At 72.2% G+C, this 24,793-nt stretch carries 24 protein-coding genes, 1 tRNA gene and 1 pseudogene; 8 read left to right on the top strand and 18 right to left on the bottom strand.

Going from position 1 to position 24,793, the window contains the following annotated elements; all coding sequences use genetic code 11:
- Nucleotides 1–6: 6 nt before the first annotated feature.
- Entirely contained in the window at nucleotides 7–1,524 is a 1,518-nt protein-coding gene (locus tag Q0283_RS07720) for an FAD-dependent oxidoreductase (RefSeq protein WP_298044125.1), read from the bottom strand.
- Between the two features lie 166 nt (nucleotides 1,525–1,690).
- Here Q0283_RS07720 and Q0283_RS07715 point away from each other — a divergent pair, with 166 nt between their 5' ends.
- Both Q0283_RS07715 and Q0283_RS07710 read left to right on the top strand, forming a co-directional pair.
- A complete protein-coding gene (locus tag Q0283_RS07715) occupies nucleotides 1,691–3,064 on the top strand; it encodes an APC family permease (protein WP_183527887.1) in 1,374 nt (457 codons plus the stop codon).
- A gap of 55 nt (nucleotides 3,065–3,119) precedes the next feature.
- On the top strand, nucleotides 3,120–3,710 hold the full coding sequence (locus tag Q0283_RS07710; protein ID WP_298044124.1) for a pyrimidine dimer DNA glycosylase/endonuclease V: 591 nt from the start codon (nucleotides 3,120–3,122) through the stop codon (nucleotides 3,708–3,710).
- Here Q0283_RS07710 and Q0283_RS07705 read toward each other — a convergent pair.
- The 9 genes from Q0283_RS07705 to idi are packed head-to-tail and all read right to left on the bottom strand — an operon-like array spanning nucleotide 3,685 to nucleotide 10,941.
- Complete coding sequence (locus Q0283_RS07705; protein ID WP_183527891.1) at nucleotides 3,685–4,437, bottom strand: glycosyltransferase family 2 protein; 753 nt, start codon at nucleotides 4,435–4,437, stop codon at nucleotides 3,685–3,687. The genes Q0283_RS07710 and Q0283_RS07705 overlap by 26 nt on opposite strands.
- Entirely contained in the window at nucleotides 4,434–5,045 is a 612-nt protein-coding gene (locus Q0283_RS07700; protein WP_298044123.1) for a hypothetical protein, read from the bottom strand. Before Q0283_RS07700 ends, Q0283_RS07705 begins: the two co-directional genes overlap by 4 nt.
- Nucleotides 5,038–5,916 (bottom strand): prenyltransferase, encoded by an 879-nt coding sequence (locus Q0283_RS07695; RefSeq protein WP_298044122.1) that lies wholly within the window; start codon nucleotides 5,914–5,916, stop codon nucleotides 5,038–5,040. The genes Q0283_RS07700 and Q0283_RS07695 overlap by 8 nt, the downstream gene beginning before the upstream one ends.
- Entirely contained in the window at nucleotides 5,913–6,281 is a 369-nt protein-coding gene (locus Q0283_RS07690) for a lycopene cyclase domain-containing protein (protein WP_298044120.1), read from the bottom strand. Before Q0283_RS07690 ends, Q0283_RS07695 begins: the two co-directional genes overlap by 4 nt.
- Nucleotides 6,278–6,688 (bottom strand): lycopene cyclase domain-containing protein, encoded by a 411-nt coding sequence (locus Q0283_RS07685; RefSeq protein WP_183527899.1) that lies wholly within the window; start codon nucleotides 6,686–6,688, stop codon nucleotides 6,278–6,280. Before Q0283_RS07685 ends, Q0283_RS07690 begins: the two co-directional genes overlap by 4 nt.
- The gene (gene crtI / locus Q0283_RS07680; RefSeq protein ID WP_298044119.1) at nucleotides 6,679–8,364 is read right to left on the bottom strand and encodes a phytoene desaturase family protein; all 1,686 of its coding nucleotides are present in this window, start codon (nucleotides 8,362–8,364) and stop codon (nucleotides 6,679–6,681) included. The genes Q0283_RS07685 and crtI overlap by 10 nt, the downstream gene beginning before the upstream one ends.
- Nucleotides 8,361–9,209, bottom strand: coding sequence for a squalene/phytoene synthase family protein (locus Q0283_RS07675; RefSeq protein ID WP_183527903.1), 849 nt, complete (start codon nucleotides 9,207–9,209; stop codon nucleotides 8,361–8,363). The genes crtI and Q0283_RS07675 overlap by 4 nt, the downstream gene beginning before the upstream one ends.
- Entirely contained in the window at nucleotides 9,206–10,378 is a 1,173-nt protein-coding gene (locus Q0283_RS07670; protein WP_298044118.1) for a polyprenyl synthetase family protein, read from the bottom strand. Before Q0283_RS07670 ends, Q0283_RS07675 begins: the two co-directional genes overlap by 4 nt.
- Entirely contained in the window at nucleotides 10,375–10,941 is a 567-nt protein-coding gene (gene idi / locus Q0283_RS07665; RefSeq protein WP_183527907.1) for an isopentenyl-diphosphate Delta-isomerase, read from the bottom strand. Before idi ends, Q0283_RS07670 begins: the two co-directional genes overlap by 4 nt.
- A 122-nt stretch (nucleotides 10,942–11,063) precedes the next feature.
- Here idi and Q0283_RS07660 point away from each other — a divergent pair, with 122 nt between their 5' ends.
- Complete coding sequence (locus Q0283_RS07660; RefSeq protein ID WP_298044117.1) at nucleotides 11,064–11,624, top strand: MarR family winged helix-turn-helix transcriptional regulator; 561 nt, start codon at nucleotides 11,064–11,066, stop codon at nucleotides 11,622–11,624.
- Between the two features lie 37 nt (nucleotides 11,625–11,661).
- Entirely contained in the window at nucleotides 11,662–11,949 is a 288-nt protein-coding gene (locus Q0283_RS07655) for a DUF4235 domain-containing protein (protein ID WP_183527909.1), read from the top strand.
- A 100-nt stretch (nucleotides 11,950–12,049) separates the two neighbouring features.
- Here the strand turns inward: Q0283_RS07655 and mnhG are convergent, their stop codons facing one another.
- The 7 genes and pseudogenes from mnhG to Q0283_RS07620 form a co-directional block, all read right to left on the bottom strand.
- Nucleotides 12,050–12,484 (bottom strand): monovalent cation/H(+) antiporter subunit G, encoded by a 435-nt coding sequence (gene mnhG, locus Q0283_RS07650; protein WP_183527911.1) that lies wholly within the window; start codon nucleotides 12,482–12,484, stop codon nucleotides 12,050–12,052.
- Nucleotides 12,477–12,764, bottom strand: coding sequence for a monovalent cation/H+ antiporter complex subunit F (locus tag Q0283_RS07645; RefSeq protein ID WP_183527913.1), 288 nt, complete (start codon nucleotides 12,762–12,764; stop codon nucleotides 12,477–12,479). The genes mnhG and Q0283_RS07645 overlap by 8 nt, the downstream gene beginning before the upstream one ends.
- On the bottom strand, nucleotides 12,761–13,348 hold the full coding sequence (locus Q0283_RS07640; protein ID WP_324590463.1) for a Na+/H+ antiporter subunit E: 588 nt from the start codon (nucleotides 13,346–13,348) through the stop codon (nucleotides 12,761–12,763). Before Q0283_RS07640 ends, Q0283_RS07645 begins: the two co-directional genes overlap by 4 nt.
- Before the next feature lie 2 nt (nucleotides 13,349–13,350).
- A complete protein-coding gene (locus tag Q0283_RS07635; protein ID WP_183527917.1) occupies nucleotides 13,351–15,171 on the bottom strand; it encodes a Na+/H+ antiporter subunit D in 1,821 nt (606 codons plus the stop codon).
- Nucleotides 15,172–15,521: 350 nt separating this feature from the next.
- Nucleotides 15,522–15,935, bottom strand: a pseudogene (locus Q0283_RS07630) (Na(+)/H(+) antiporter subunit C); the annotation flags it as partial.
- Complete coding sequence (locus Q0283_RS07625; RefSeq protein WP_298044114.1) at nucleotides 15,932–19,132, bottom strand: Na+/H+ antiporter subunit A; 3,201 nt, start codon at nucleotides 19,130–19,132, stop codon at nucleotides 15,932–15,934. The gene Q0283_RS07625 and the pseudogene Q0283_RS07630, both read right to left, overlap by 4 nt.
- 205 nt (nucleotides 19,133–19,337) lie before the next feature.
- A complete protein-coding gene (locus Q0283_RS07620) occupies nucleotides 19,338–20,705 on the bottom strand; it encodes an MFS transporter (protein ID WP_183527923.1) in 1,368 nt (455 codons plus the stop codon).
- Between the two features lie 708 nt (nucleotides 20,706–21,413).
- On the opposite strand from Q0283_RS07620, the gene Q0283_RS07615 reads away from it, so the two are divergent.
- Entirely contained in the window at nucleotides 21,414–21,965 is a 552-nt protein-coding gene (locus Q0283_RS07615; RefSeq protein ID WP_183527925.1) for an endonuclease domain-containing protein, read from the top strand.
- 139 nt (nucleotides 21,966–22,104) lie between these two features.
- Here the strand turns inward: Q0283_RS07615 and dcd are convergent, their stop codons facing one another.
- Nucleotides 22,105–22,686, bottom strand: a complete 582-nt coding sequence (gene dcd / locus Q0283_RS07610; protein WP_010142995.1) for a dCTP deaminase — start codon at nucleotides 22,684–22,686, stop codon at nucleotides 22,105–22,107.
- A gap of 59 nt (nucleotides 22,687–22,745) precedes the next feature.
- Here dcd and Q0283_RS07605 point away from each other — a divergent pair, with 59 nt between their 5' ends.
- The 3 genes from Q0283_RS07605 (at nucleotide 22,746) to Q0283_RS07595 (ending at nucleotide 24,734) form a co-directional block, all read left to right on the top strand.
- Nucleotides 22,746–23,225 carry a cation:proton antiporter regulatory subunit gene (locus Q0283_RS07605; RefSeq protein WP_298044112.1) on the top strand — a complete coding sequence of 160 codons (480 nt, stop codon included), beginning with the start codon at nucleotides 22,746–22,748 and terminating at the stop codon, nucleotides 23,223–23,225.
- Nucleotides 23,226–23,237: 12 nt separating this feature from the next.
- Nucleotides 23,238–24,524 carry a cation:proton antiporter gene (locus Q0283_RS07600; protein WP_183527929.1) on the top strand — a complete coding sequence of 429 codons (1,287 nt, stop codon included), beginning with the start codon at nucleotides 23,238–23,240 and terminating at the stop codon, nucleotides 24,522–24,524.
- A gap of 139 nt (nucleotides 24,525–24,663) precedes the next feature.
- Nucleotides 24,664–24,734, top strand: a tRNA-Gly gene (locus tag Q0283_RS07595).
- The last annotated feature ends 59 nt before the right edge of the window (nucleotides 24,735–24,793 follow it).

Below are 24,793 nucleotides of genomic sequence, written 5' to 3'. Positions count from 1 at the left end.
CGGCTCTCAGTCCGCCCGCCCCCTGGCATCCGTGGGTGCCCGCAGGCCCGTGACCGCCGGCCCCTCGAGCAGGGTGCCGTCCGCGGTGAAGCGTGATCCGTGCAGTGGGCAGTCCCAGGAGCGCTCGGCGTCGTTCCAGGAGACGATGCCGCCCAGGTGCGGGCAGACCGCCGACATCCGGCAGGTCACCCCGTCCACCGTGGAGACCGCCACGGGCCGGCCGTGGTCCCGGCCCACCGTGCCCTGGCCCTCGGCCGGAGGCTCCTGGGGCAGGGGTCTGCGTGCGGCCGACGTCCAGCCGCCGGCCAACCGGGCACCGACGGCGGCGTTGTCCCTCAGGCCGGTCAGCAGGTCGGCCGGCGAGGTGAGGCGACGATCCATCGGCCTGGCCCAGTCCGTGGCACCGCCGAGGATCTGCGCGGAGATCCGCAGGGCGGCCGACACGCCGTTGGTCAGGCCCCACTTGTTGAAGCCGGTGGCCAGGTAGACGTGGCCACCGCCGCGGGGCAGTGTCCCCACGAAGGGGACGAGGTTGGCCGAGCGGTAGTCCTGCGCGGACCAGGCGTGCGTGCGCTCCGCTCCGGGGAAGTGCTCCCGGGTCCACGCCTCGAGGGCGTCCACGGCGGCCTGCGGTGAGGCCGATCGCCCCACCACGTGGCCGTTGCCGCCCACGAGCAGCAGCTCACCGTCGTCGATGGGGGCCGTGCGCAGGCTGCGGGACGGACTGTCCGCGGAGAGGTACATCGCCTGGGGAACGGGCCCCGGCACCCGGTAGGACTGTGCGTAGGAACGGTGTGGACTGAGCTTGGCGAAGTAACCGCCGCGGTCCAGGACCGGGGCCCCTGTGGTCAGGACCAGCTGCCCGGCCCTGATCTCCCCCGCGGAGGTGTGAACGGCCAGCGGGGACCGGTAGCCCGCGCCCGTGAGCCGCACCCCCTCCACCAGCGTCCCGCCGAGCCGGCGGAACTCGGTGGCCAGGGCGTCGAGCACCTGCATCGGGTGCACCTGCGCCTGGTCCTCCAGCCGGATCGCCCCGGCCACGGGGTAGGGCAGGTCCGTCTCCCGTGTCCAGGTCACGTCCAGGCCCGCGGCGCGGTCGGCCTCCAGCTCGGAGTGCAGCCGGGACAGGCCCTCGTGGGTGGTGGCGTAGGTGTAGGCGGGCCTGCGCTGGTAGTCGATCCCGTTCTCGTCCAGGTAGCGCAGCAGCCAGGACTGCCCCCGGCGGTTGCCCTCCACGTAGGAGCGCAGCACCTGGTCCGACTGGTGACGGCTGATCTCCGCCAGGGTGGTGCCCTGGAGCAGCGAGACCTTCGCGGTGGTGTTCCCGGTGGCCACGGCCCCCACCGAGCGGGCCTCGACCACGGCCACGCGCTGGCCCGCGCGCGCCAGCAGGACGGCGGTGGCCAGCCCGGTCAAGCCCGCGCCGGCGACCACGGTGTCGAACCGGTCACCCGGGGAGAGGTGGTCGGTGCCGGTGGCGGGGACCGGGTGGGTGTCATGCCAGAGGGACGTCCTGGGGTCCATGCTGCATCCGTCCTGTTCCGTCCTGCGGGATCCGATGGCGGACGCGTCCCGCGCGGGGAGGCGAACACCGTCATCGTAGAGGGGCCCCGTGCGCATCGCACCCTCTCAGACCCCGGATGCGCACGGGGACTCGGCACCCCGCCCCGGCGCCGTCTACTGTGATCCCATGCCCTCCACCACAGCCTCCGGCGAGACCCGGTCCCTGCGCCGCACGGTCACCACCACGGGCCTGTTCCTGTTCATCCTGGGTGACGTCCTCGGGGCCGGGGTGTACGTCCTGGTCGGCGAGATCGCCGGCCTCTCCGGCGGGGCCGTCTGGGTCCCCCTGGTGGCGGCCCTGGTGCTGGCCCTGCTGACCGCGGGGTCCTATGCCGAACTGGCGACGAAGTACCCGCGGGCCGGGGGCTCCTCGCACTACGCCACCCGTGCCTTCGGGCCGTTCACCGGATTCCTCGTCGGGTTCTGCATGCTGTCCGCCGGGATCGTCTCCGTGGGAGCCCTGGCCCTCGGCTTCGCCGGCGACTACCTGACCGAGTTCATCACCCTGCCCACGGCCCTGGTGGTCATCGTGTTCCTGGGACTGCTGGCCGCGCTGAACGCCCGCGGCATCACGGAGTCGATGGGGGCCAACCGGGTGGCGACGATCATCGAGGTCTCCGGCCTGCTGCTCGTGATCGCCCTGGGCGTGGTCGTGCTCGCCCGCGGCGAGGGGGACCTGGGCCGGCTGGTCGAGCTGGGCACGCCGGAGCGCGGTCCGGTCTCCGCGGTGCTGGCCGGTGCCGTCCTGGGCTTCTACTCCTACGTGGGCTTCGAGACGAGCGTGAACGTCGCCGAGGAGACCAAGGACCCCTCACGGTCCTACCCGCGGGCCCTGTTCGGGGCGCTGGCCGTGGCCGGCGTCGTCTACGCCCTGGTCGGCATGGCCGCCTCGGCGGTGATCCCCACCGAGGAGCTGGCCGCCAGCACCGCCCCGTTGCTGCAGGTGGTCGAGGCCGCCGGCATCATCCCGCCCGTGGTCTTCAGCGTCATCGCCCTGGTGGCGGTGGCCAACGGCGCGCTGCTCACCGGCATCATGTCCTCCCGGCTGGCCTACGGGATGGCCCGGGACGGGTTGCTGCCGCCGGTGCTGGCCGCGCTGCTGCCCCGGCGCCGCACCCCGTGGGTGGCCATCCTGGTCACCACCGCCCTGTCCCTGGTCCTGGCCCTCACCGGCACCCTGGACATCCTGGCCAGCACGATGGTCCTGCTGTTGCTGGTGGTGTTCGCGGCCGTCAACGCCGCCGTGCTCGTGCTGCGCCGCGACGCGGTGGGGCACCGTCACTTCCGGGTGCCCGCGTTCCTGCCGGTCGCCGGGCTGATGTCCTGCATCGCGCTGGCCACGCAGGTGGAGTGGGAGGTGTGGCGGCTGGGCCTGCCGTTCCTGGCCGGCGCCGCCGTCCTCGCGGGGATCGCCGCCTGGCGCCACCGGCGGGCCCGGTCCGGCGCGACCGATGAACCGGCCGTCGAGACGATCGACGCCGGCCGGGGCCGGTCCCGCTGACCCCTCCGGGAGCACATCGGGAACGGGTGGGCGGCATCCGCGAGAGGATGGGTGCATGCGCCTGTGGACCCTGCACCCCCGGTACCTCGACCGACCCGGCCTGACCGGCGGCTGGCGGGAGGCCCTGCTGGCCCAGGCGGTCCTGGCGGGGCGCACGCGCGGCTACCGATCCCATCCACAGCTGGTCCGCTTCCGGCGGCACGCGGACACCCCTGCGGCGATGGGTGCGTACCTGGCCGCCCTGGCCGACGAGGCCGAGCGGCGCGGCTACCGCTTCGACCGCTCCCGGATCGACTGTCCGCCGGCGGCGTCCGAGACGGGTACGGGTACGGGCACAAAGGACGGGACACCCGGAGCGCCCGGGGCATCCGGGGCATCCGGGGCTGAGGGCACCCCGTCGGTGACACCCCCGGGCATCCCGCCCGTGCCACCCGTGCCGCCCGTGCCGCCCGTGTCACCGACGATGCCGGTGAGGCCCATCCCGGTCACGGAGGGCCAGGTGGCCTTCGAGTGGCAGCACCTGCTGGCCAAGCTCGCCGAGCGCAGCCCGGACCGGCACGCCGCACTCCGCGCGGTGACCGATCCGGAGGTCCATCCGCTGTTCCAGGTGGTGCCGGGTCCTATCGAGGACTGGGAGCGGCCCTGAGCCGTTCCGCCCACCGTTCCCACGGCTGGGCCTCGCGGAAGTTCAGCTCCAGGGTGCGCCGGGCACGACGCACCCGCCGCACGAGCTGGGAGGCCCCCTTGAGCGATCGCGCGGAGACGCCGACCACGAGCCGGGGATCGAAGCTCACCGCCTGGCCGGGGCCGAGAACCAGGGCGAGGTCCATGTCGTCATGCACCTCCCGCTCCCAGCGGTGCACCCGATCCCTGACCTGGTGCCAGGCCGTGCGGCGCAGGGCCATGTTCGACCCCCACAGCACGGGGCCCGCGGCCGCCGCGTGGCCCAGGACGTAGTAGGCGCCGAGGTAGAGGGTCGCCACCGGCACCCCCACGGGCCTGGGCAGGTCCTCGAAGACCCCCCAGCCCGTGAGCGCCACGGCGGACGGCCGGCGCCGCAGCCCGGCCGCCACCTTCTGGACCCAGTCCGCGGGCGGCACGGAGTCCGCGTCCAGCCGGGCGATGACCGGACTGGACGCGGCGTCATAACCGGCCGCCGCGGCGGCCCAGATCCCGATCCGCTCCTCCTGGACCACGGTGGCCCCGTGGGCCCGTGCGACCTCGCCCGTGGCGTCGGTGGAGGCGTTGTCCACCACGATCACCTCCGCCGGCTCCCGGGTCTGGCGGGCCAGTGCGCGCAGGCACCGATCCAGCAGGACCGCGTCGTTGCGTGCGGGGATCACCACGGTGACGTCGTGGTCGCCCGCGGTCACGGCGTCCTGCCGTCCGCGGTCAGCCGGCGGTACAGCACGCCCGCGGTCAGGGAACCGGCCAGGCCGGCGGCCAGGTCCCCGATCGTGTCGTCGTACCCGACCTGGATGGCCGGATCCAGATAGGTGTGGCCCACCCATTCCCCGAACTCCCAGGCCACGGCGAGCAGCACCCCCAGGGCGGTGGCGAGCAGGACGGTCCCGGCGGCGGCCCCACCCGGGCGGAGCCAGCCCGCCCGGTAGACCCCGGCCGTGACCAGGACGGCGAGCAGCCCGGTCACGGCGAAGTGCGCGGCGATGTCCAGCCAGGAGACCCGCTGGTAGGCGTCGGCCATGGCCGCCCAGGCGGCGGCCGGCAGGGCCACGGCGGTCGCGGCCTGCACGGCGGGCCGCAGGGGGGCGAGCCGGATCACCACGTGGCCCAGCAGCACCAGGGCGAACAGGGCGACCGCCACGGCACCGTCGAGCAGGCCGGCCAGCAGGCTGACCACGGTGAGCACGGCTGCGGCGTCCGCGACGAGTCCGGTCCACCGTCCCTCGACCTTCAGGGTCCGCCAGGCCTCCGTCCGCAGGGGCCGTGCCCGGGTCCGGGCGCGGGTCCGCTCAGCCACGCAGGCCGATCCAGAGGAAGAGCATCGTGAGCGCGAAACCGGTGAGCATGTTCAGCCACAGGAACCGCCGCCAGCCGGCGTTGGCCTCCTCGCAGCGATCATCGGGCAGGGACCGGAACGGCAGGATGCTCAGGATGTACGGGATCGCCAGCAGTCCCGCCAGCACCCCGGGCCAGCCGGCCAGCACCATCACGACGCCGGCCGCCGCGTAGAGCCCGATGGCCACGCGCACGGTGGTCGCGGTCCCCAGGACCGTGGCGATCGACCCGATGCCCGCCTCGCGGTCCGCGGTGACGTCCTGCACGGCGCCGAAGGCCTGCGAGGCCATGCCCCACAGGAAGAACGCCACGAGGGAGGCGGCCGCCGTCACCGTCCAGGCGCCGTCGGCCAGGGCCAGGCCGAATGCGGCCGGGCCCACGAAGTGCGTGGACGAGGTCATCGAGTCCAGCACCGGTCGTTCCTTGAGCCGGATCCGCGGGGCCGAGTAACCGACCACCGCGGCCAGCGTCACGGCCAGCACGAGGGTCGAGACCAGGTCCCCGAACGCCACGAGGGCCACCACGAAGGGCAGGGCCAGCAGGCCGGAGGCCCACAGGGTCACCCCGTGCCACCGGTCCGACAGCACGATGCCCTCGATGCCGCCCTTGCGCGGATTGCGCAGGTCGGACTCGTAGTCGAAGACGTCGTTGATCCCGTACATCAACAGGTTGTAGGGGATCAGGAAGAACAGGGTCCCGATCACCAGCTCCGCGGTGAGCCCGCCGCCCGAGAGCAGGTAGGCCGCCGCGAACGGATAGGCGGTGTTGACCCAGCTCACCGGCCGGGAGGAGCCCAGCAGCTGGCGCGTCGCCTCACCCAGCACCATCGTCATGGCCGCTCCCGGGGGTGGTTCCGGGCGTCGGTCCGGGCGTTGGTCCAGGGGCCGGCAGGAGAGGCGGGGGCGGGGTGCAGCAGCTCCCACAGCGAGGGCAGCAGCAGTCCGGCCGCGAGCGGCCAGGCGAAGTCCTCCACGGGCGCGAGGCCCAGATACCAGCCCACCAGCAGCTCCTCGTTGTACCGGAACAGGTCCGCGGCGATCATGAGGTTGTCGAACACGGCGGTCAGGACCATCAGGGCGAGGACCGTCAGGCCGGTGACGGCCCACCACCTCGGCCCGAGCCGCCGTCGCCGGGTGGCGACCACGGCCACCGCCGCGGCGAGCGCCAGGAAGGCCAGGGCCAGGACCGGGTAGCTCATGACCGCTCCCCCGTCGCCAGCGTCCGGCGTGCCGGCCGGTGAGTCCGGTCTCGGCGGTCCGTCCGGGCCGTCCGGTCCGCCTGTTCCGTCCGTGTCCGTCCGCCCAGGGCCAGCACGAGCAGCCCGCGCAGCACCAGGGTCAGGTAGCACAGGAAGAGGATGAAGAGGATCTCCTCCAGCGGCAGCTCGGGAGCCAGCATGATGCCGGTCATGGCCTCGCTCGTGCCCGCCGCATAGTGCTGGGAAGCGATGGCGACCAGGTCCCAGGCCAGGAAGAAGGCCAGTCCCACGGCCAGGACCACGGCACCGGCCCGCGGGGCGCGCCACAGCACCAGGCGGAACCGGCGGTCGAGCAGCGCCATGCAGCCGAGGCTGGCCAGCAGTGAGACGAGGTAGATCACCGCCATGAGTCCCCCGTCCCCACCGGGGCCGGCCCGGCCGCCGGGACCGGGCCGGACGGCGTCGGGCCACCGATCGTGGGAAGGAGCGGTGCGGCCAGCGGACTGGCGGAGTGGTCCCCGCGCAGCCTCTTGAGCAGGATCTCCGCGCTGATCAGGCACATCGGCAGGCCGATGCCCGGGATAGTGCTGGAGCCGGCGTAGTAGAGGGACCTCACGCGGCGGGAGACGTTGCCGGTGCGGAACATGGCGCTCTGGGCCAGGGTGTGCGCGGGGCCGAGCATGCCGCCCCGCCAGGCCCCGAGGTCACGGGCGAAGTCGGCCGGTCCCACGGTGCGCCGCACCACCACCCGCTCGGCCAGGTCCGGCACGTCCGCCCAGCGGGCGACCTGGTCGATGGCCGCGTCGGCGATGGCCTCCACGGCCGGGTCCCCGCCACCGTCCGGCCCTCCGCCGCCCAGGCCGGGATCGGCCGGCATCGGGACCAGGACGAAGAGGTTCTCGTGGCCGGCCGGCGCCACGTGCGGGTCCGTGGCCGAGGGCCGGCACACGTAGACCGAGGCCGGGTCCGGGACGTCACCGGCGCGGATGGCCCCGAAGTTGGCGTCCCAGTCACGGGTGAAGAACAGGGAGTGGTGGGGCAGTTGCGGCAGGTCCCCGCGCACCCCGAGCATCACCAGCACCGCGCCGGGGCCGGACGTGCGCTTGCGCCAGTACGCCTCCGGGTAGGTCTGCAGGCCCTGCGGGAGCAGGGTGGTCTCGGTGTGGTGCAGGTCGGCGGCGGAGACCACGACGTCGGCCGGCAGCACGCGCTCGGCCCCGTCCCGTCCGCGCACGCGCACGCCCGTGGCGCGGGCCCGGGCCCCCGAGACCAGGTCACGCACCCCGCGGTTCCCGCGGCGACCGGTGCCGGCCGGTTCCGTGAGGATGGCCGTGGCCGGGGTCGCCGCGTGCAGGCGGACGCCGGACTCGCGGGCCAGGCGCACCATCACGTCGATCAGCCCGGTGAACCCGCCCTGCGGGTACAGCACCCCGCCGGTCAGGTCGAGGGCACTCATCAGGTGGTACATGCTCGGGGTCCGGTCCGGGGAGGAACCGAGGAACACCGCCGGGTAACCGAGCACCTGCCGCAACCGGTGGTCGGTGAAGTGCCGGCCGGTGAACCGCTCCAGGGACTCCAGCAGCAGCGGACCCAGTCGGTGGAGCTGGGTGAGCAGGTCGCGGTCGAGGAACGGGCGGTAGGAGGTGAAGGAGGTGTACAGGAACCGGCCGATGGCCATGTCGTAGGTTCGTTGCGCGGAGTCGAGGTACCGCTCCAGCGCACGGCCGGCTCCGGGCTCGACCTGTTCGAAGAGCTCCACGTTGGCCTGCCGGTCCGCCGCGATGTCCAGCGGCCGGGACTCCCCCTCGAAGAACACCCGGTAGCCGGGATCCAGCTGCTGCAGGTCCAGCTCGGCGGCGGCGGAGGTGCCCAGCAGGCGGAAGAAGTGGTCGAAGACCTCGGGCATCAGGTACCAGGACGGTCCGGTGTCGAACCGGAAGCCGTCCCGTTCCCAGCTCCCCGCCCGGCCGCCGAAGTCCTCGCGGGCCTCCACGAGGTCCACGCTGTATCCGTCCCGCGCCAGCAGGGCCGCGGAGGCCAGTCCGGAGATCCCCCCGCCGATGACCACGACTCGCTCGCTCATGCTGTCCTTCCTGCCAGGGCCTTCACCAGGATCACGGCCTTCTGTCCGTCCGGGACCCGGATGCGGGACTCGCGGATCCGGGCCGCCGGCGTGGACCGCAGGCGCCTGGACAGCGCCGAGTACAGCGCGTGGGCCGCCCGCACCGCCCGCCGGCTCGAGTCGGGCAGCAGCCGGATGGCCTCCGCGGCGGCCGCGAGGTCGGCGTCGATGTCGTCCAGGAGTTCGTCCCGGTGGGCGTCGCTGAACGCGGCCGGGTCCAGGCCGGGGAAATAGGTCCGGCCCAGCTGGTCGTGGTCGTCGGCGAGGTCACGGAGGAAGTTGACCTTCTGGAACGCCGCACCCAGTCGCTCGGCCCCGGGCCGGAGCCGCTCGTAGGCCGCCACGTCACCACCGGTGAACACGCGCAGGCACATCAGGCCGACCACCTCGGCGGACCCGTGCACGTAGTCGGACAGGCTCTGGGCGTCATGCCGGGAGCGGACCAGGTCGGCGCGCATGGAGGCGAAGAACGGCCCCACGAGCCCGGGCCCGATCCCGAACCGGCGGGCCGTCAGCGCGAAGGCGTGCACCACGAGGTTGGAGCTGCGGGTGCTGTCCAGGGCGCGGTAGGTCTCGGCCTCGAGCTCGTCCAGCTGTTCCCGGCGCCATGCCGGGGTCAGGGCCGGGTCCGGATCGTCGACGATCTCGTCGGCCACCCGCACCAGGGCGTAGATGTTCCGCACGTGGGTCCGGACCGGCCGGGCCAGCAACCGGGTCGCCCAGCCGAAGGATGTCGAGTAGCCGGCGATGACCTGGGCGGCGCTGGCCTGGGCGACGTCGTCATAGCGGTGGTCCGGGGCGCTCATGACCGCCCCGCCATCGACTGGGCCCCCTCGCGGCGCGACAGGCCTGCGGGAGCGGCACCGGGCACCGCGCCGGGCACCGTGTCCGACGCCGGGGCGGTCGTCCGCCCGCGGTCCGGGGCCGCCAGCAGGGCCGACGTCGCCGCCTGCCGGATCTCCTCGGCCATCCCGGCCAGCACGGCGTGCAGCGCCGGGCTCAGGGGTGGCCGGCCGGCGGCCGCCAGCGCGTCGTCGAGGAACTCGTTGGCCAGGGCGGTGACCCGCTGGCGGGCACCGCAGTCCGTCAGCAGCGCGCGGGCGCGGTCGGCGCCGCGGTCGTCGAGGGCGGGATTCCCCACCAGCGCGCGCAACTCGGTCCAGGCGCCGGTGGACCGGGCGTGCGCGATCAGCGCGGTGGGCTTGCCCTCGCGCAGGTCGGACAGGGTGCCCTTGCCCGAGCGTTCCGGGTCGCCGAACACGCCGAGCAGGTCGTCGAGCAGCTGGAAGCCGATGCCGAGGTGACGGCCGACCGGGGCCAGCGCCGCCACCGCCGCCGCCGGGGCGCCCGCCAGCACGGCACCGGCCTGCAGGGGCAGCACGAAGGAGTAGACGGCCGTCTTCAGCTCGGCCACGCGCACGGCGTCCGCCACGCTCGCCGTCCGCCCGTCCACCGGCAGGGCGAGCCCGACGTCGGCCAGCTCGCCCGCCGCGGAGGCGTGCACCGCGTCCTCGAGCAGGTCCAGCAGGTCCTCGGTCACCTCCGGGGGCGCACCGCAGCTAGCGATCATCCGGGTGGCGGTGACGAGGGCCAGGTCACCGGCCAGCAGCCCTGCGGCCGCCCCGTAGTGGTGGGCGACCGGTTCGGCCGCGCCCCGCCGTCGGGCCTCCGCGGCGAAGGTGCCGGACACGTTCAGCCGGCCCCGCCGCACCTCGTCGCCGTCGATGACGTCGTCGTGCACCACGAAGGAGGTGTGCAGGATCTCGAGGGCCGCACCGACGCGGTCCACGAGTCCGGGCTCGGTACCGCCCAGCGCGGCGTGGGTCTCGGTCAGCAGGTGCGGCCGGAAGCGCTTGCCGCCCTCGACCGCCGTGGCCAGGGCGGCCCAGAGGTCCCGGTGCCCGGTGCCGAACCGCCCGGACCGGGCCGCGCCCTCGTCCAGGACGTCCTGGATCTCGCGCTCGACGCCGCTCATGACCCGCTCCCTCCGCGCTGCGGGACACCACCGGCCAGGACCGGCAGGACGCCGGGGAGCTGTTCGACCAGCCAGGGGCTCACGGACCACGGGGCCGCGCCCACCCACCGTTCCAGCTCCTGCGGGCTCACCCACCGGTGTTCCATCGCCTCCTCGGGGTTGGGCTGCACGGCACCGGCGGCCCGGGCCACGTAGACCGGGCAGAGCTCGTTCTCCACGATCCCGGAGGCGTCCACGGCGCGGTACCGGAAGTCCGGCAGGACGCAGCGCACGTCCTCGACCACCAGTCCCAGCTCGTGGCGCGCATAGCGGTTCACCGTGTCGAGGCCGTCCTCGTCCTGCCGGGGGTGCCCGCAGAAGGAGTTGGTCCAGACGCCCGGCCACGCGCGCTTGGACAGAGCCCTCCGGGTAACCAGCACGTGGCCGTCGTCGCGGTAGACGTAGCAGGAGAACGCGCGGTGCAGCGGGGTGGACTCGTCGTGGACGGTGGCCCGGGGGGCCAGGCCCACGGTGCGGCCCTCGTCGTCCACGAGGATCACGTGGTCGTCGGTCGTCTGCTCCATGGCGGGTTCCCCTTCCGGGCGGTGCCGGCGTCGTCGCTCATAGCCTAAGCGTCCCGGATGCGATGTATCACGATCGTAGTGTTTCTAGCCTGGCTAGTGAAATTGAGCGTACCATCAGGGGCGTGGTCGATCTACCGGGTGATGAGCGGGCTCGCGGGTACTGGTTCGAGGAGTCGGACGGTGCCGTGAGGATCCTGCGCGCCCTGCGCCGGTTCCGGGTCGCCGACCGGGACATGCGCCGGCGGATGCGCGAGGGCATGGACATGAACGCCACCGACGTGGACGCCCTGCGCTTCGTCATCGCCCGCCAGGGGGCCGGCGAGGCCGTCACGCCCCGCGCGCTGGCCACCCACCTGGGCATCTCCACGGCCTCGACCACGAAGCTGCTGGACCGGCTGGGCCGGTCCGGTCACCTGCGCAGGGAACCCCATCCGCGGGACCGGCGTTCCGTGGTCGTCGTGGCCACCGACCACGCCCACACCGAGGTCCGGGCGCGCCTGTCGCTCATGCACCGGCGCATGATGGAGGTGGCCCAGGCCGTCCCGGAGGCCTCGCGGCCGGACGTGGCCCGGTTCCTGGAGGAGATGGCGGAATGCCTCAGCGCCGAGGACACCCTCGAGGACGCGGGCCCGCTGACGGCTGCACCCCCGCCGCCTGAGGGCTCCGGCGAGCCGATAGGCTGAACCCGGACATCGCCCATCGTCTTCGGAGGTACCCCGCATGAACACCCTCGTGAGCAAGCTCATCACCACCGGCGTCACGATCGCCGGCGGCCTCATCGGCACCAAGGTCGTCGAGTTCGGCTGGAAGAAGGTCACCGGTCACGATGCCCCCAAGGACCTCGAGGACACGGACAACAACATGTGGGAGGCCATCGCCTTCGCCACGATCGCCGCGGGCATCGCCGCGCTGATCCGGGTCACCTCCCAGCGCGGGGCCAACGAGGCCATCGAGCGGATGCAGGCCCGGTCCGCGAAGTCCGTCAAGGTCGGCCGCGGGGAGGTCTGATCCGGCCGGCCGGGAGTGGGCCCTGCGCCTCGCGCTGCCGCGCTCCCGGCCGGCCTGGCCCGCAGTCCCCCGGACCCCTGTCCCTCAGAGCGCTCGGCGCTCAGTCCCGGCCGTGATGGTCCGTGGGATCGGGCTGGGGCACGGTGCGCCGGTCCGCGGTGGCCGCCGGCCGGCCCTGGTCGTCGTGGCTGGCCACGACGTCGGCCAGCTCGTCCGTAAAGAGCATCTCCCGCTTCAGGTGCTTGGTCCGGTACCCGGCCCGGCCCACCAGGTGGGCGGAGACCGGTGCGGTCAGCATCTGCAGCACCCAGGCCAGGATCAGCACGGGGACCCAGACCCACGCCCGCCACGCGAAGGCCAGGGCCACCAGGACCAGCAGCAGGCCCAGCACCTGGGGCTTGGTCCCGGCGTGCATCCGCGAGAGCTGGTCCGGGAAGCGCAGCAGGCCGATGCCGGCCACGGTGGACAGGGAGGCCCCCAGGATCAGCAGGACGGCGGCGATCCCGTCGGCGATCTCGGGCCACGACTCAAGCATGCTCGACCGGCTCCTTCTTGCGCTCGGCGACGAACCGGGACAGCGTCACCGATCCGACGAACCCGATCACGGAGGCCACCACCACGAACACGATGTTGTCCGTGTGGTGGTTCAGGGCCATCTCCACGCACAGCGCCGAGGAGATGACGATCAGCAGGACGTCGGTGGCGATGGCGCGGTCCAGGATGGACGGCCCCGCCACGATCCGGTAGATGGCCGCGATGCCGCCCCCGGCCAGCAGGGCCAGGCTGAGGTACCCGGCGATGTCCAGCAGGCTCATGACCTCCCCCTCCCTGTGCCCACGGTGGCGCGTCGGGCCTCGTCGTCCTTGACCAGGGCGAGGTCGGCCTTCGTGCCGATGGCGCGGATGATGGCGGCCTCGGTGGCCAGTGCCTCGTTCCGGAATCCCTCGACCGCCTCGGCGTTCCCCGCGTCCAGCACGTGCAGGAACAGCGTGGAGCTGGGCCGGTCCACGTCGATGACCAGCGAGCCGGGGACCAGGGCGAGGGCATGGCCGGTGAGGGTGACGATGAGGTCGTCGTGGCTGCGCAGCTGCACGGCCACCACCGAGTTCACGATGCTCGGGCCCTTGGTGATGGCGTCCCAGGCCACGCTGACCGAGGCCGTCACCACGTGCCCGAGGAACCGCACGGTGAAGACCAGGAAGTACCAGAGGTTGAACCGGTCCGAGAACTGCACCCGGGGCAACCGGTAGAACCACAGGATCAGCACCGAGAACAGGACGCCGGCGAGCAGCACGCCCGGGGAGAAGTCCTGCCACAGCGCGCCCCAGGTCAGCGTCAGCCCGAGCAGGATGGGCCACTGCGTCCAGAACGGAGGACCGTCCTGCTGGTCATCGCTCACGCTCACGGCGTGCCCCCTTCCGTACCCGGGCTCGTGTCCTCGTCCTGCGAGCCGCCCGGGTCGCCGGGGACCTCTCCGCCCGGGCGGGTGCCGGCGTCCTCGCCCTCGCTGTCAGCGCCGTCGATCGGCCGGAAGGTCCCCGGCCCGGAATTCTCCTGCTCCTGGGGCGTCACGATGCCCCGGTCCTCGAGCTGGCCGACGTCCAGGGCGGCCTGCGCGGCGGCCTCCTCCCCCAGCACGGCCTCGATGTACGGGGTCCGCGCGAGCATGTCCGTGGCCGCACGGTCGGAGAAGGAGTACAGCGGCCCCGCGAGCACCGTGAAGGACAGTCCCAGGGCGACCAGGCCGATGGTCGGGGCGACGAGGCCGACCGTCGGGCCGCGGACCGTACGGCCCCTCCCGTCTCCGGCCTCCCGGGTGGCCGTCGAGGACGCCAGCGAGGCCTCGTGGGAGTCCATGGCCAGCACGAGCTTGGCGGGCGGGTGCTCGACGTCCTCCACGCGGCGCCAGAACGCACGGGTCCACACCCGGACCATGACGAGCAGGGTGAGCAGGGAGGTGACCACCGAGCCGATGACCAGGGCCCAGGCCATCATGCTGTCCGCCCCCACGCCGGCCTGGACGAGTCCCACCTTGCCGAGGAAACCCGAGAACGGCGGGATGCCCGCGAGGTTCATGGCCGGCAGGAAGAACAGGATGGCGATGAGCGGGGAGATCCGGGCCAGTCCACCCAGCCGGTCCACGTTCGCCGTGCCGGCACGCTGCTCGATCAGTCCGGTGACCAGGAACAGGGAGGTCTGCACCGTGATGTGGTGGACCACGTAGAAGATGGTGGCGCCCAGGCCGAGCACGTTGGACATCCCCAGCCCGAAGATCATGTAGCCGATGTGCGAGACCAGGGTGAAGGAGAGCACGCGCTTGATGTCGTTCTGCGCGAGGGCCCCGAGGATACCCACGATCATCGTCAGGAGGGCGATCCAGAGCAGGACGGCGTTCACCCGGTCACCGGGGAACAACAGGGTCTCGGTCCGCACGATCGCGTAGACGCCGACCTTGGTGAGCAGCCCCGCGAACACCGCGGTCACCGGCGCGGGGGCGGTGGGGTAGGAGTCCGGCAGCCAGAAGGACAACGGGAACACCGCCGCCTTGATGCCGAAGCCCACGAGCAGCATCACGTGCAGCACCATCTGCACGTCCGGGTCGAGCTGGGCGAGCTTGCCGGCCAGGTCCGCCATGTTCACGGTCCCGGTCGCACCGTAGATCATGGCGATGGCCGCCAGGAAGACCACCGAGGAGATGACCGAGACCACCACGTAGGTCACGCCGGCCCGCACCCGCGGCCCGGTGCCGCCGAGGGTGAGCAGGACGTACGACGCCGTCAGCAGCATCTCGAAGCCGACGTACAGGTTGAACAGGTCCCCGGCGAGGAACGCGTTGGACACCCCGGCCACCAGGATGAGGAAGGTGGGGTGGAAGATCGAGACCGGCCCGCCCTGGTCCTGGTCCGTGACGCCCTGGGCGGAGGCGTAGACGAGGACGGCGAGCACGACGGCCGAGGAGATCACCAGCATCAGCGCCGAGAACCGGTCCACCACCATGGTGATGCCCCACGGGGCCTCCCACCCCCCGAGGAAGACAGCGACCGCGCCGGTGTCCCAGGTGGCTGCCAGCAGCAGGCATTCCAGCAGGAGGGTGATGGTGATGGTCGTGACCGTGACCGCGATCTGGGCCCGCGGGCGCCGGACCAGCACGAAGGCCAGTGCGGCCCCGAGGATCGGCATTAGCACCGCCAGGGGGGCGAGGGAGACGAGGCCCTGGTCCATCAGCCATCTCCCTTCCGTCGGCGGCCCCGGGGGGCCCGACCGTCACCGTCTCGCGTGTCCTGCCGGTTGTCCTGCTGGTGCTCCGTGGACCGCGGCGGGCGGGAGCGCGGGCTGCCGGCCCGCTCGTCCTCATCGGGGAGGTGATCGTCGTGCCCGCTGGACCCGACGGGGCGTTCGCCCTCCTCCATCTCCTGCACTCTGCGGCGGCCGCCTCGGGCGGAGGACTCGGACCGGCCGGCCTGCGGCCGGACCCGGACCGTGCCGTCCCGCTGGGGCTTGACCGGCAGCGGCCCCGTGGCCGGATTGATGGCCGTCGCGTGCTCGTAGTCGGCGTTCGGGTCCTCGTCCTCGTCGAGGAACTCGGAGGTCTCCTCCAGCAGTTCGGCGTCGTCCTCTGCGTCGAAGGACGGCTGCTCGGCCACCTTGACGTCCTCGGTGTCCACGAGGACCTCGTCCCTCCGGCCCAGCTTCCAGGACCGGTAGATCATCCCCAGCATGAACGCCGTGATCGCGAAGGAGATCACGATCGCGGTCAGGGTCAGGGCCTGCGGTAGTGGGTCCGTGTACGCCCCGGGGGCCAGGCCGTCCTCGACGAGCGGAGCCTCCCCCGGGGCGCCGGACATGATGAGGATCAGCATGTTGGTGGCGTTGGTCATCAGCAGGATGCCCAGCAGCACCCGGGTCAGGGTGCGCTCCAGCAGCAGGTAGACACCACCGGCGTACATGACGCCCATGACGAGGAGCAGGACGATGTTCACGCTCACGAGATCACCCTCCCCGCATCCGGTGAGACGGGCAGGCCGGCGCGGGCCGGGTCCCTGCCGTCACCGGAGGTGCTGCCGCCGGCCGGGACCGCGGAGGATGCCTCGGCCGCGGCCCCGGCCTCCCGGCGGCGCTGCTGGGCCTCGGCCTGAGCGGTCCCCTCGGCCTCCGAGCGGCGGTCCACCTCAGAACCGAGCGACCGCAGGACGTCGATGACGAGGCCGACGACCACGAGGTACACGCCGATGTCGAAGACGGTCGAACTGACGAACTTGACGTCGCCGATCACCGGAAGGGCGAACTCGACGATCGCCGACTGGAAGACCTGCCCGCCGAACAGCAGGGGCACGGCCCCGGTCAGGGCTGCGATGGCCAGCCCGGAACCCAGCAGCACGCCCGCGGGGATGGGCATGGCCTGTTCCAGTTCGTACCGGCCACCGGCCAGGTAGCGGATGGTCAGTGCCAGACCGGCGATCAGCCCGCCGGCGAAGCCGCCGCCCGGGGTGTTGTGACCGGCCAGGAGCAGGTAGATGGACAGCAGGATGATGACGTGGAAGATCAGGCGGGTGACCACCTCGAAGATGATGGAGCGCCGTTCGGGCGCCACGGTGCGCCCGGCCACCAGCCACTGGTCCTGGTCCACGATGGCGAACTTGCGGACGGCCGCCAGTTCCCGCCGTTCCCGCGCGTCCTGCGCCCGGTAGCGACCGACCGAACCCGACGCGACGTCCTGCAGGTTCCCCGCCTGCCGGTCCCGGTGCTGGATGAACACCAGCGACGCCACACCGGTGGCGGCCGCCGCGAGCACGGCGATCTCGCCGAAGGTGTCCCAGGCGCGGATGTCCACCAGCAGGACGTTGACGATGTTCGCGCCACCGCCCTCCTCGTACGCCAGCCGTGGCATCTCCAGGGAGATCCGCTCGGCCGTGCGGGAGGCCAGGGCGGTGACGGCCACGGCCACCATGACCGCGCCGAAGGCGATGCCGAGGATGGCCCGGGGCACCTTGAAGTCCGAGCGGCGTCGGGTGTACCAGCCCGGTGGGAGCATGCGCAGCCCCAGCACCATGGCCACCAGGACGATCGACTCCACCAGCAACTGCGTCAGCGCCAGGTCCGGAGCACCCTGCAGCGCGAAGATCGCGGCGAGCCCGTACCCGGTCACGGAGATCAGCAGCACGGCCATGAAGCGCTTCCGGGCCCGGATGGCGGCGAACGTCGCCACGATCATGGCGGCCCCGACCAGCACCTGGGCGATCGTGTCCGCCCAGGTCCATTGCGCCGAGCCGAGGATGGACTCCGCAAGCCCCGTTCCGCCGTCGTTCTCCTGGGGGAAGAGCAGCGCCAGGAGCGGTGCGAGCAGGGCCACCGAGAGGATGATGAACAGGTAGTAGCTCAGCGAACCGCGCTGGGTGCGGCCGGTGACCCAGATGGCCACGTCGTCCAGCGCGGCCAGCGAGGCCCGGTAGAGGCGCTGGGCGTCCACCCAGGACGGCACCGCGGCCTGGAACCGGGCCACCGGGTCCTTCACCGCGTACAGGACGAGGCCGGTCAGGATCACGGCCACCGAGAGCCCGAGCACCGGGGTGAGCCCGTGCCACAGCGCGAGGTAGGCCGGTTCGGACCCCGGTTCCAGGGGCGCCATCGACGCGCCGAACGCGGCGGGCAGGGCCTCCATGGCGCCGGGGATGAGGGCACCGGCCACACAGGCCAGCGCCAGCAGGGCGGAGGGGCCGAGTGCACTCGCCGTGACGGGGCCGTGGAAGCGGGTGTCCTCCACCTGGACGATCCCCTCGTCCGTGGGCAGGGTCTTGGTGGCGAAGGCGCCCCACAGGAAGCGGGCGGAGTACGCGACGGTCAGCACCGTGCCCACGGCCACGAGGACCAGCGGCGTCCAGGCCCAGACGGAGGCCCACAGGCCGGCACCGGCCGCACCGTGCTGACCCCAGTGCGTGAGCGACTCCAGGACCGATTCCTTGGCCACGAAGCCGAACAGTGGCGGGATGCCCGCCATCGAGGCGGCACAGACCACGGCCGTGCCGAACAGCCACGGATGGTTGCGGCCGATGCCCGAGAGCCGGGCCAGGTCGCGGGTTCCCGCCTCGTGGTCGATGATGCCGACTACCATGAACAACGGGGCCTTGAACAGGGCGTGGGCCGCGAGCATCGCCAGCCCGGCCATGGCGGCGTCTCGGTCACCCAGGCCGTTGGCCACCATGAGGAAACCGAGCTGGGACACCGTGCCGTAGGCCAGGATGAGCTTGATGTCCGTCTGGCGCAGGGCCCGCCAGCCGCCGACCAGCATGGTCCAGAGCCCGACGCCGATCACCAGCACCTGCCACCAGCCGGACTCCGCGAAGGCCGGCGCCAGCCGCGCCACGAGGTAGACGCCGGCCTTGACCATGGCGGCCGCGTGCAGGTAGGCCGAGACCGGGGTGGGGGCGGCCATGGCGGCGGGCAGCCAGAAGTGGAAGGGCACCTGGGCGGACTTGGAGAGGGCGCCGACGAGGACCAGCACGATCGCCCACTCCATGAACGCCCCGGCGTAGGGGCCGGAGAGCAGCTCCGGGCCGGCGGTCACGATCTCGGAGAGCCGGTAGGTCCCGGCGGCCTGGCCCAGCATGACGAGGCCGACCAGCATGGACAGTCCGCCCAGGGTGGTGACCACGAGGGCCTGGATGGCGGAACGGCGGGCGAAGATGCGGTGGGCTGAGTAGCCGATCAGCAGGAATGACAGGACGGAGGTCAGTTCCCAGAAGGTGTAGAGGACGATCAGGTCATCCGTGGTGACCAGCCCGAACATGGAGCCCGCGAAGGCCACCAGTTGGGCTCCGAAGGAGGCGTTCCGCGCCTCGTGACGCTGGAAGTAGCGGGCGCAGTAGGCCAGGACGAGGGCGCCGACGCCCAGGATGATCAGGCCCATGAACGCGGCCAGGGCGTCCATCCGGAAGGACAGCTCGATGCCCAGGTCGGGGATCCACGCGTAGGTCTGGACCAGTCCGGTGCCGGCCCCGGAGGGCGGGGAGGCCCCGGAGTTGACGCTGTCCTGCAGCGCGAGGACCTCGGGGAGCTGGAACAGGAGCCAGACGAAGCCGAGGGCCGGTACGGCGGCCAGGACGTAGAAGCCGTTGCGGTCCGCGAACCGGAAGATGATCGGCGCCACCAATGCCACTGCGAAGAGTGCAATGAGCACGGTGAGCATGCGGCGGCCTCCAGCATCTAGATCGGGGAGTCCTGACCCATACTACCGGGCGCGCCCGACCGCGTTGACCGGGCGGCCGTTCCGGACAGGCCTGCAGCGGTGCCTCCCGGGGGCGACACCTCACCGGATCAGGGCGTGTCTCCCCTGGTCATCACCGTTCCGCGCCACGCGGTCGAGGGCCTGCGGGCCCTGTCCCGGGGATGCGTCAGCGGGCGCCCAGCCGTTCATCGGCCCTCGGGTCGCGGACCCGCAGGAGCAGGACCATTCCGAGGACGAGCACCAGCAGGATGGCCGGCACCATGGCGCGGGAGTCCCCGGTCAGTGCGATCGCCACGGAGATCAGGGCCGGTGCCATGAAGGACACCGCCCGCCCGGTGGTGGCGTACAGCCCGTAGATCTCCCCGGCCCGCTCCTCCGAGGTCAGCCGGCCGAGGAAGGAGCGCGAGGCCGACTGCACGGGACCGACGAAGAAGCACAGCGCCAGGCCGAAGATCCAGAAGGCGGTGGTGCCGTCGAGGAAGAAGACGATGGTGGCGGAGACGATCAGCCCGACCAGGGACCCCAGGATGACGCGCTTGGGACCCACCCGGTCGTCGATCCAGCCGCCGAGGAAGGACCCCGCCGCCGCCACGATGTTGGCGGCGATGCCGAAGATCAGGATGTCCGCCGGGTCCACCCCGTAGACCGTGACACCCAGGATCGCGCCGTAGGCGAACACCGCGCCCACCCCGTCGCGGAACACCGCCGAGGAGACGAGGAACCAGAAGGTGTTGCGGTCACGGCGCCACAGCCCGGTGACGGTGCGCAGCAGGATCCGGTAGGACTCCAGGACGCTGACCTTCCCGCCCCGCCCGCCGGTCCGGTTCTCGGGGACGGCGAACAGCAGGGGCAGGGCGAACACCAGGAACCAGAGGGCGGAGAACAGCGCGACCACGCGGACGTTCATCGCGTCCTCATTCGTGATCCCGAACCAGTGGGTGTCCCCCGCGATGAACCCGACGTAGAGGACCAGCAGCAGGAAGATCCCGCCCACGTAACCGGCGCCCCAGCCGATCCCGGACACCTTGCCGATGGTCCCGGGCGTGGCCACCTGCAGCAGCATGGCGTTGTAGTTCACCCCGGCGAACTCGAAGGCCACGTTGGCGGCGGCGATGAGGACGACGCCGAGCAACAGGTAGGACTCCTGCGGGCGCACGAGGAAGCACAGCGCCGTCAGGACGATGACCACGGCGGTGTTGAGGCCCAGCCAGAGCTTGCGCCTCCCGCCGCGGTCGGAGCGCTGGCCGATCACGGGTGCGGTCAGCGCGATGAGCAGCCCCCCGAGGGCATTGGCCGAGGTCAGCCACTGGGTGCCCCGGTCGTCCGGGCCGAAGGCGTCCGAGGCCAGGTAGGTGGCGAACACGAAGGTCACCATCACGGCGTTGAAGGATGCCGAACCCCAGTCCCACAGCGCCCAGGCGGTGACGTGCTTGCGGTTCAGGCGGCGCGCGAGCGGCCCGGCGTCGTCGGTTGCGCCCGCCTGGGGACCGGGCGCTGACGTGGGCTCGGACGCCGGCGGAGTGGAGTGGTTCATGCGGGGCATCGTACTGGCCACGGGAAGCACGGGAGTGAACACCCGCCCCCGGGTGAGACTGGGTGCGGAGTGGCATGCACAGAGTGGAGCCGGCATCCATGGGCCGAATCCATCCCCTGGTAACCGGTCGTGAGGGATGAGATCCACCCAGGAGGAGTCCACGCGTGCGGACATGGGGTCCTCGGTGCGGACCGTGACGCCGGTCCGTTCCTCCAGGGCCGCCACCGCCCGGCCGTTCGTCAACACTCTCCCCGGCGTCCCGCCGCGTCCCGCTGCAGCTCGCCCAGCATGGGGTCATGCCCCCTCCCCGTCCCTTACCGGAGATGTTGCGGTCCCAACCCTTCACCCGCTCCGAGGCTCTGGCTCTCGGCGTGACGGACAAGCGGCTCCGGAGTTCAGACATCGTCCGCCTGGGTCACGGCCTCTATGCAGACACCATCGCCCACTTCGGTTGGCCCTCCGAGTACGAGACCCCGGGTCACGGATGGGGACTTGCCGCTCTCGCCGCCGTCCAGCGGCAGTATCCGGGAGCCTTCATCTCCCACGTCACTGCGGCGCACGTGTTCAGGCTCCCCCTGCCGGACAGCGTGCTCTCGGACCAGGACATTCACCTGACCTGGCCCCCCGGGGCAAGCCGTGCGCAGCGCCGGGGGGGTCCGCAGTCATCGGCATCCGTTGCTGCCCTCCGAGAGGGTGCGATTCCGTCGTTTGAACCTGACCTCCCCGGCCCGGACCCTGATTGACCTGGCCGCGGACGAACGCCTGGCCTTCGTGGACCTGGTGGTCGTGTCCGACGCGATCGTCAATCGCCCGTACCGGCCGGGTGGGCGTATCGACGGCCTGGACACCCCGGCGGGACTGGCCGCTGCCGTGGCCAGCGCCGGCAGGCGGCCGGGGATACGCAGGGCTCGGCACGTCATCGACCAGACACGGGTCGGGGCCGACTCACCGCAAGAGACCCGCGTCCGGCTGGCCCTCGTGGACGCAGGGCTCCCCGAGCCTGAGCTCCAGGTCAAAGGCGACCCCGCAGAGCGATGGTCTCCCGAGGCCGATCTCGCATACCGGGACCTGAAGATCGCGATCCAGTATGACGGCAAGCACCACCGGTCCAGGGAACAACAGGCAGCGGATGCCTACCGTGACGAGTGGTTTCAGCGACATGGCTGGCTCGTCGTCAGGCTGACGTGGGCGGACCAGGCGCAGGGCTTCGCGCGGCTGATCCGGCTGGTCCGCGAGCGCCTGACTGGGCCCTCGGCCTAGGCGGCCGCGCTGCAACGACCGGCCGGACCGTGGACGTCCTCACTCGTTGGCGGGAATTGTCCCTGTGGCGAAGGCCCCAAGGGACAATTCTCACCTGTCGAGGCTGCCCGGATCACGCCTCGCGGGGCCTTCTCCCTGCTCAGCGCTCGATGATCGTGCGGTGGTAGTTCAGGTGGGACCGCGAGGCCGTCGGGCCACGCTGGCCCTGGTAGCGGTTGAGGTAGGGGCCGGAGCCGTAGGCGTGCTCGGCGGGCGAGGACAGTCGGAAGAAGCACAGCTGGCCGATCTTCGACCCCGGCCAGAGCTTGATCGGCAGGGTGGCCATGTTCGACAGTTCCAGGGTCACGTGGCCGGAGAATCCGGGGTCGATGAACCCGGCGGTCGAGTGCGTCAGCAGTCCGAGCCGGCCCAGCGAGCTCTTGCCCTCGAGCCGGGCGGCGATGTCCTCGGGCAGGGTGACCTGCTCGTAGGTGGAGCCCAGCACGAACTCCCCCGGGTGCAGGATGAAGGCCTCCTCCGGGTCCACCTCCACCAGCCGCGTCAGGTCCTCCTGGGGCTGGGAGGGATCGATGTGAGCGTACTTGTGGTTGTCGAACAGCCGGAAGAACCGGTCCAGGCGCACGTCGATGCTCGAGGGCTGCACCATCTCCGGGGCGGAGGGGTCCAGCTGGATGCGCCCGGAGTCGAGTTCGGCCCGGATGTCGCGGTCGGAGAGCAGCACGGGGCAACGATAGCGCACCGGCCGTGCGTCAGGGCCCGGACGGGGAATACCCTCTTTCCATGACGGTGTATGAGACCCCGCTGCCGGGGATCGGATCACGCAAGGAGATCGAGCTGCGGGACGGCCGACGGATCGGCATCGTCTCGCACCGGGACGGCCACACGGAGCTCATCGTGTCCTCCCTCGAGGACCCCGACGCCTGCGTGGCCTCCGTGCCCCTGTCCCACGAGGAGGCCGCCTCGCTCGGGGCCCTGCTGTCCGCTCCCCGGCTCGTGGCCCAGCTCGAGGACGAGCACGCCGAGGTGCCCGGCATCTCCACGCGGCAGATGGTGCTCGCCTCGGACTCCCCCTTCGTCGGGGAACCCCTGGGGGCCACCCGCATGCGCACCCGCACCGCGGCCTCGATCGTGGCGGTGATCCGCGCCGGGACCACCCATCCCTCGCCGGGCCCGGAGTTCCTCCTGGAGGAGGGTGACGTGCTGATCATCGTGGGCACCGGCGAGGGCCTGCGCCGGGCCGCCGAGATCCTGTCCCTGTGACGCCGTGATCCCGTGAACACCACCACCCTGGCCCTCATCGAGCTCGGCGCCATCCTGCTGCTGCTCGGAGGGCTGGGCCGGTTCGCCGCCCGGATCGGGATGTCACCGGTACCGCTGTACCTGCTGGGCGGGCTGGCGATCGGCTACGGCGGCATCCTCTTCGGCCGCGACCTGAATCCCATGACGCACGACTCCGAGCTGGTCCCCTTCCAGGACATCAGCGAGTTCACCCACCTGGCCAGCGAGATCGGCGTGGTCCTGCTGTTGCTGATGCTGGGGCTGGAGTACTCGGCCCGGGAACTGGTCACCGGGATGCGGGCGTCCTGGCGGGCGGGACTGGTCGACCTGGTCCTGAACTTCCTGCCCGGCGCCGTGGCCGGCTGGCTGCTGGGCTGGGGCGCGGCGGGTGCCGTCGTCCTCGGCGGGATCACCTACATCTCGTCCTCCGGCATCATCGCCAAGGTGCTGGGCGACCTCGGCCGGCTGGGCAACCGGGAGACGCCGGTCGTCCTGTCCATCCTGGTCTTCGAGGACCTCGCCATGGCGGTCTACCTGCCCGTGCTGACCGCCCTGCTCGGCGGGCTCTCCGTGGCCGCCGGGGCCCAGGCACTCGGGGTGGCGCTGCTGGTGGTCGCGATCGTCCTGGTGGTGGGGCTCCGGTTCGGACCGCAGATCTCGCGCTTCGTGGCCTCCCCCGAGCAGGAGACCTTCCTGCTCAAGGTGCTCGGCCTGGCACTGCTGGTCGCGGGGCTGGCCGGCGCCCTGCAGGTCTCGGCCGGTGTCGGGGCCTTCCTGCTGGGGATCGCGATCTCGGGGGCCACCGCGCACTCGGCCCGGGACCTCCTGGAACCCCTGCGGGACCTGTTCGCCGCCCTGTTCTTCGTGCTGTTCGGCATGAACACGGATCCGCGCACCCTGCCCCCGGTGCTCGGCTGGGCGCTGTTGCTGGCGCTGGTCACGGCACTGACCAAGGTCGCCACGGGCTACTGGGCGGCGCGCCGGGCCGGGATCGGCACCGCCGGCCGATGGCGCGCCGGGGCCGCCCTGACCATCCGCGGTGAGTTCTCGATCGTCATCGCCGGCCTGGCCGTGACCTCCGGGGCCATGGCCACCGACGTGTCCGCACTGGCCACCGCCTACGTCATGTCCCTGGCGATCATCGGCCCGGTGCTCACCCGCTACGCGGACGGCGTCGGCCGGGCCGCGGCCCGGCGGCAGTCCCGTCTCGCCGGCGCGCAGACGGCGAGCGGGCGGACTGCGGACGGGCGGACTGCGGGCGGCGAACTGAGCCTGGACTGACGACGGGCCACGGGGACCACGCCCCCTCACAGCACCCCGGATGACCCCCGCGATCGCCACGCCGAGCGCACGTGGCACGCCACGCCGCCCAGAGCGTGTAAGCTGAAAAGCACGTGACGGGCGCGTAAGCTCCTGTCCTGCGGGCGTAGCTCAATGGTAGAGCGCTTGCTTCCCAAGCAAGATACGCGGGTTCGATTCCCGTCGCCCGCTCTCTTCATGTCCAGAGCGGCCACTGGGCCTCCTCCGGTCAGGCAGCGAGGGGGCGCCCG

Source organism: uncultured Citricoccus sp. (assembly GCF_937871995.1).
Lineage (GTDB): Bacteria > Actinomycetota > Actinomycetes > Actinomycetales > Micrococcaceae > Citricoccus.
This window is presented reverse-complemented; position numbering and strand designations above follow the sequence as displayed.

Coding starts and splice junctions, on each gene's coding strand:
- Q0283_RS07605 (WP_298044112.1), top strand. CDS start 22,746: ATGACGGTGTATGAGACCCCGCTGCCGGGGATCGGATCACGCAAGGAG.
- Q0283_RS07710 (WP_298044124.1), top strand. CDS start 3,120: ATGCGCCTGTGGACCCTGCACCCCCGGTACCTCGACCGACCCGGCCTG.
- mnhG (WP_183527911.1), bottom strand. CDS start 12,484: ATGCTTGAGTCGTGGCCCGAGATCGCCGACGGGATCGCCGCCGTCCTG.
- crtI (WP_298044119.1), bottom strand. CDS start 8,364: ATGAGCGAGCGAGTCGTGGTCATCGGCGGGGGGATCTCCGGACTGGCC.
- Q0283_RS07670 (WP_298044118.1), bottom strand. CDS start 10,378: ATGAGCGGCGTCGAGCGCGAGATCCAGGACGTCCTGGACGAGGGCGCG.
- Q0283_RS07720 (WP_298044125.1), bottom strand. CDS start 1,524: ATGGACCCCAGGACGTCCCTCTGGCATGACACCCACCCGGTCCCCGCC.
- idi (WP_183527907.1), bottom strand. CDS start 10,941: ATGGAGCAGACGACCGACGACCACGTGATCCTCGTGGACGACGAGGGC.
- Q0283_RS07635 (WP_183527917.1), bottom strand. CDS start 15,171: ATGGACCAGGGCCTCGTCTCCCTCGCCCCCCTGGCGGTGCTAATGCCG.
- Q0283_RS07620 (WP_183527923.1), bottom strand. CDS start 20,705: ATGAACCACTCCACTCCGCCGGCGTCCGAGCCCACGTCAGCGCCCGGT.
- Q0283_RS07625 (WP_298044114.1), bottom strand. CDS start 19,132: ATGCTCACCGTGCTCATTGCACTCTTCGCAGTGGCATTGGTGGCGCCG.
- Q0283_RS07645 (WP_183527913.1), bottom strand. CDS start 12,764: ATGAGCCTGCTGGACATCGCCGGGTACCTCAGCCTGGCCCTGCTGGCC.
- Q0283_RS07655 (WP_183527909.1), top strand. CDS start 11,662: ATGAACACCCTCGTGAGCAAGCTCATCACCACCGGCGTCACGATCGCC.
- Q0283_RS07685 (WP_183527899.1), bottom strand. CDS start 6,688: ATGGCGGTGATCTACCTCGTCTCACTGCTGGCCAGCCTCGGCTGCATG.
- Q0283_RS07675 (WP_183527903.1), bottom strand. CDS start 9,209: ATGAGCGCCCCGGACCACCGCTATGACGACGTCGCCCAGGCCAGCGCC.
- Q0283_RS07715 (WP_183527887.1), top strand. CDS start 1,691: ATGCCCTCCACCACAGCCTCCGGCGAGACCCGGTCCCTGCGCCGCACG.
- Q0283_RS07695 (WP_298044122.1), bottom strand. CDS start 5,916: ATGACGATGGTGCTGGGTGAGGCGACGCGCCAGCTGCTGGGCTCCTCC.
- Q0283_RS07690 (WP_298044120.1), bottom strand. CDS start 6,281: ATGAGCTACCCGGTCCTGGCCCTGGCCTTCCTGGCGCTCGCCGCGGCG.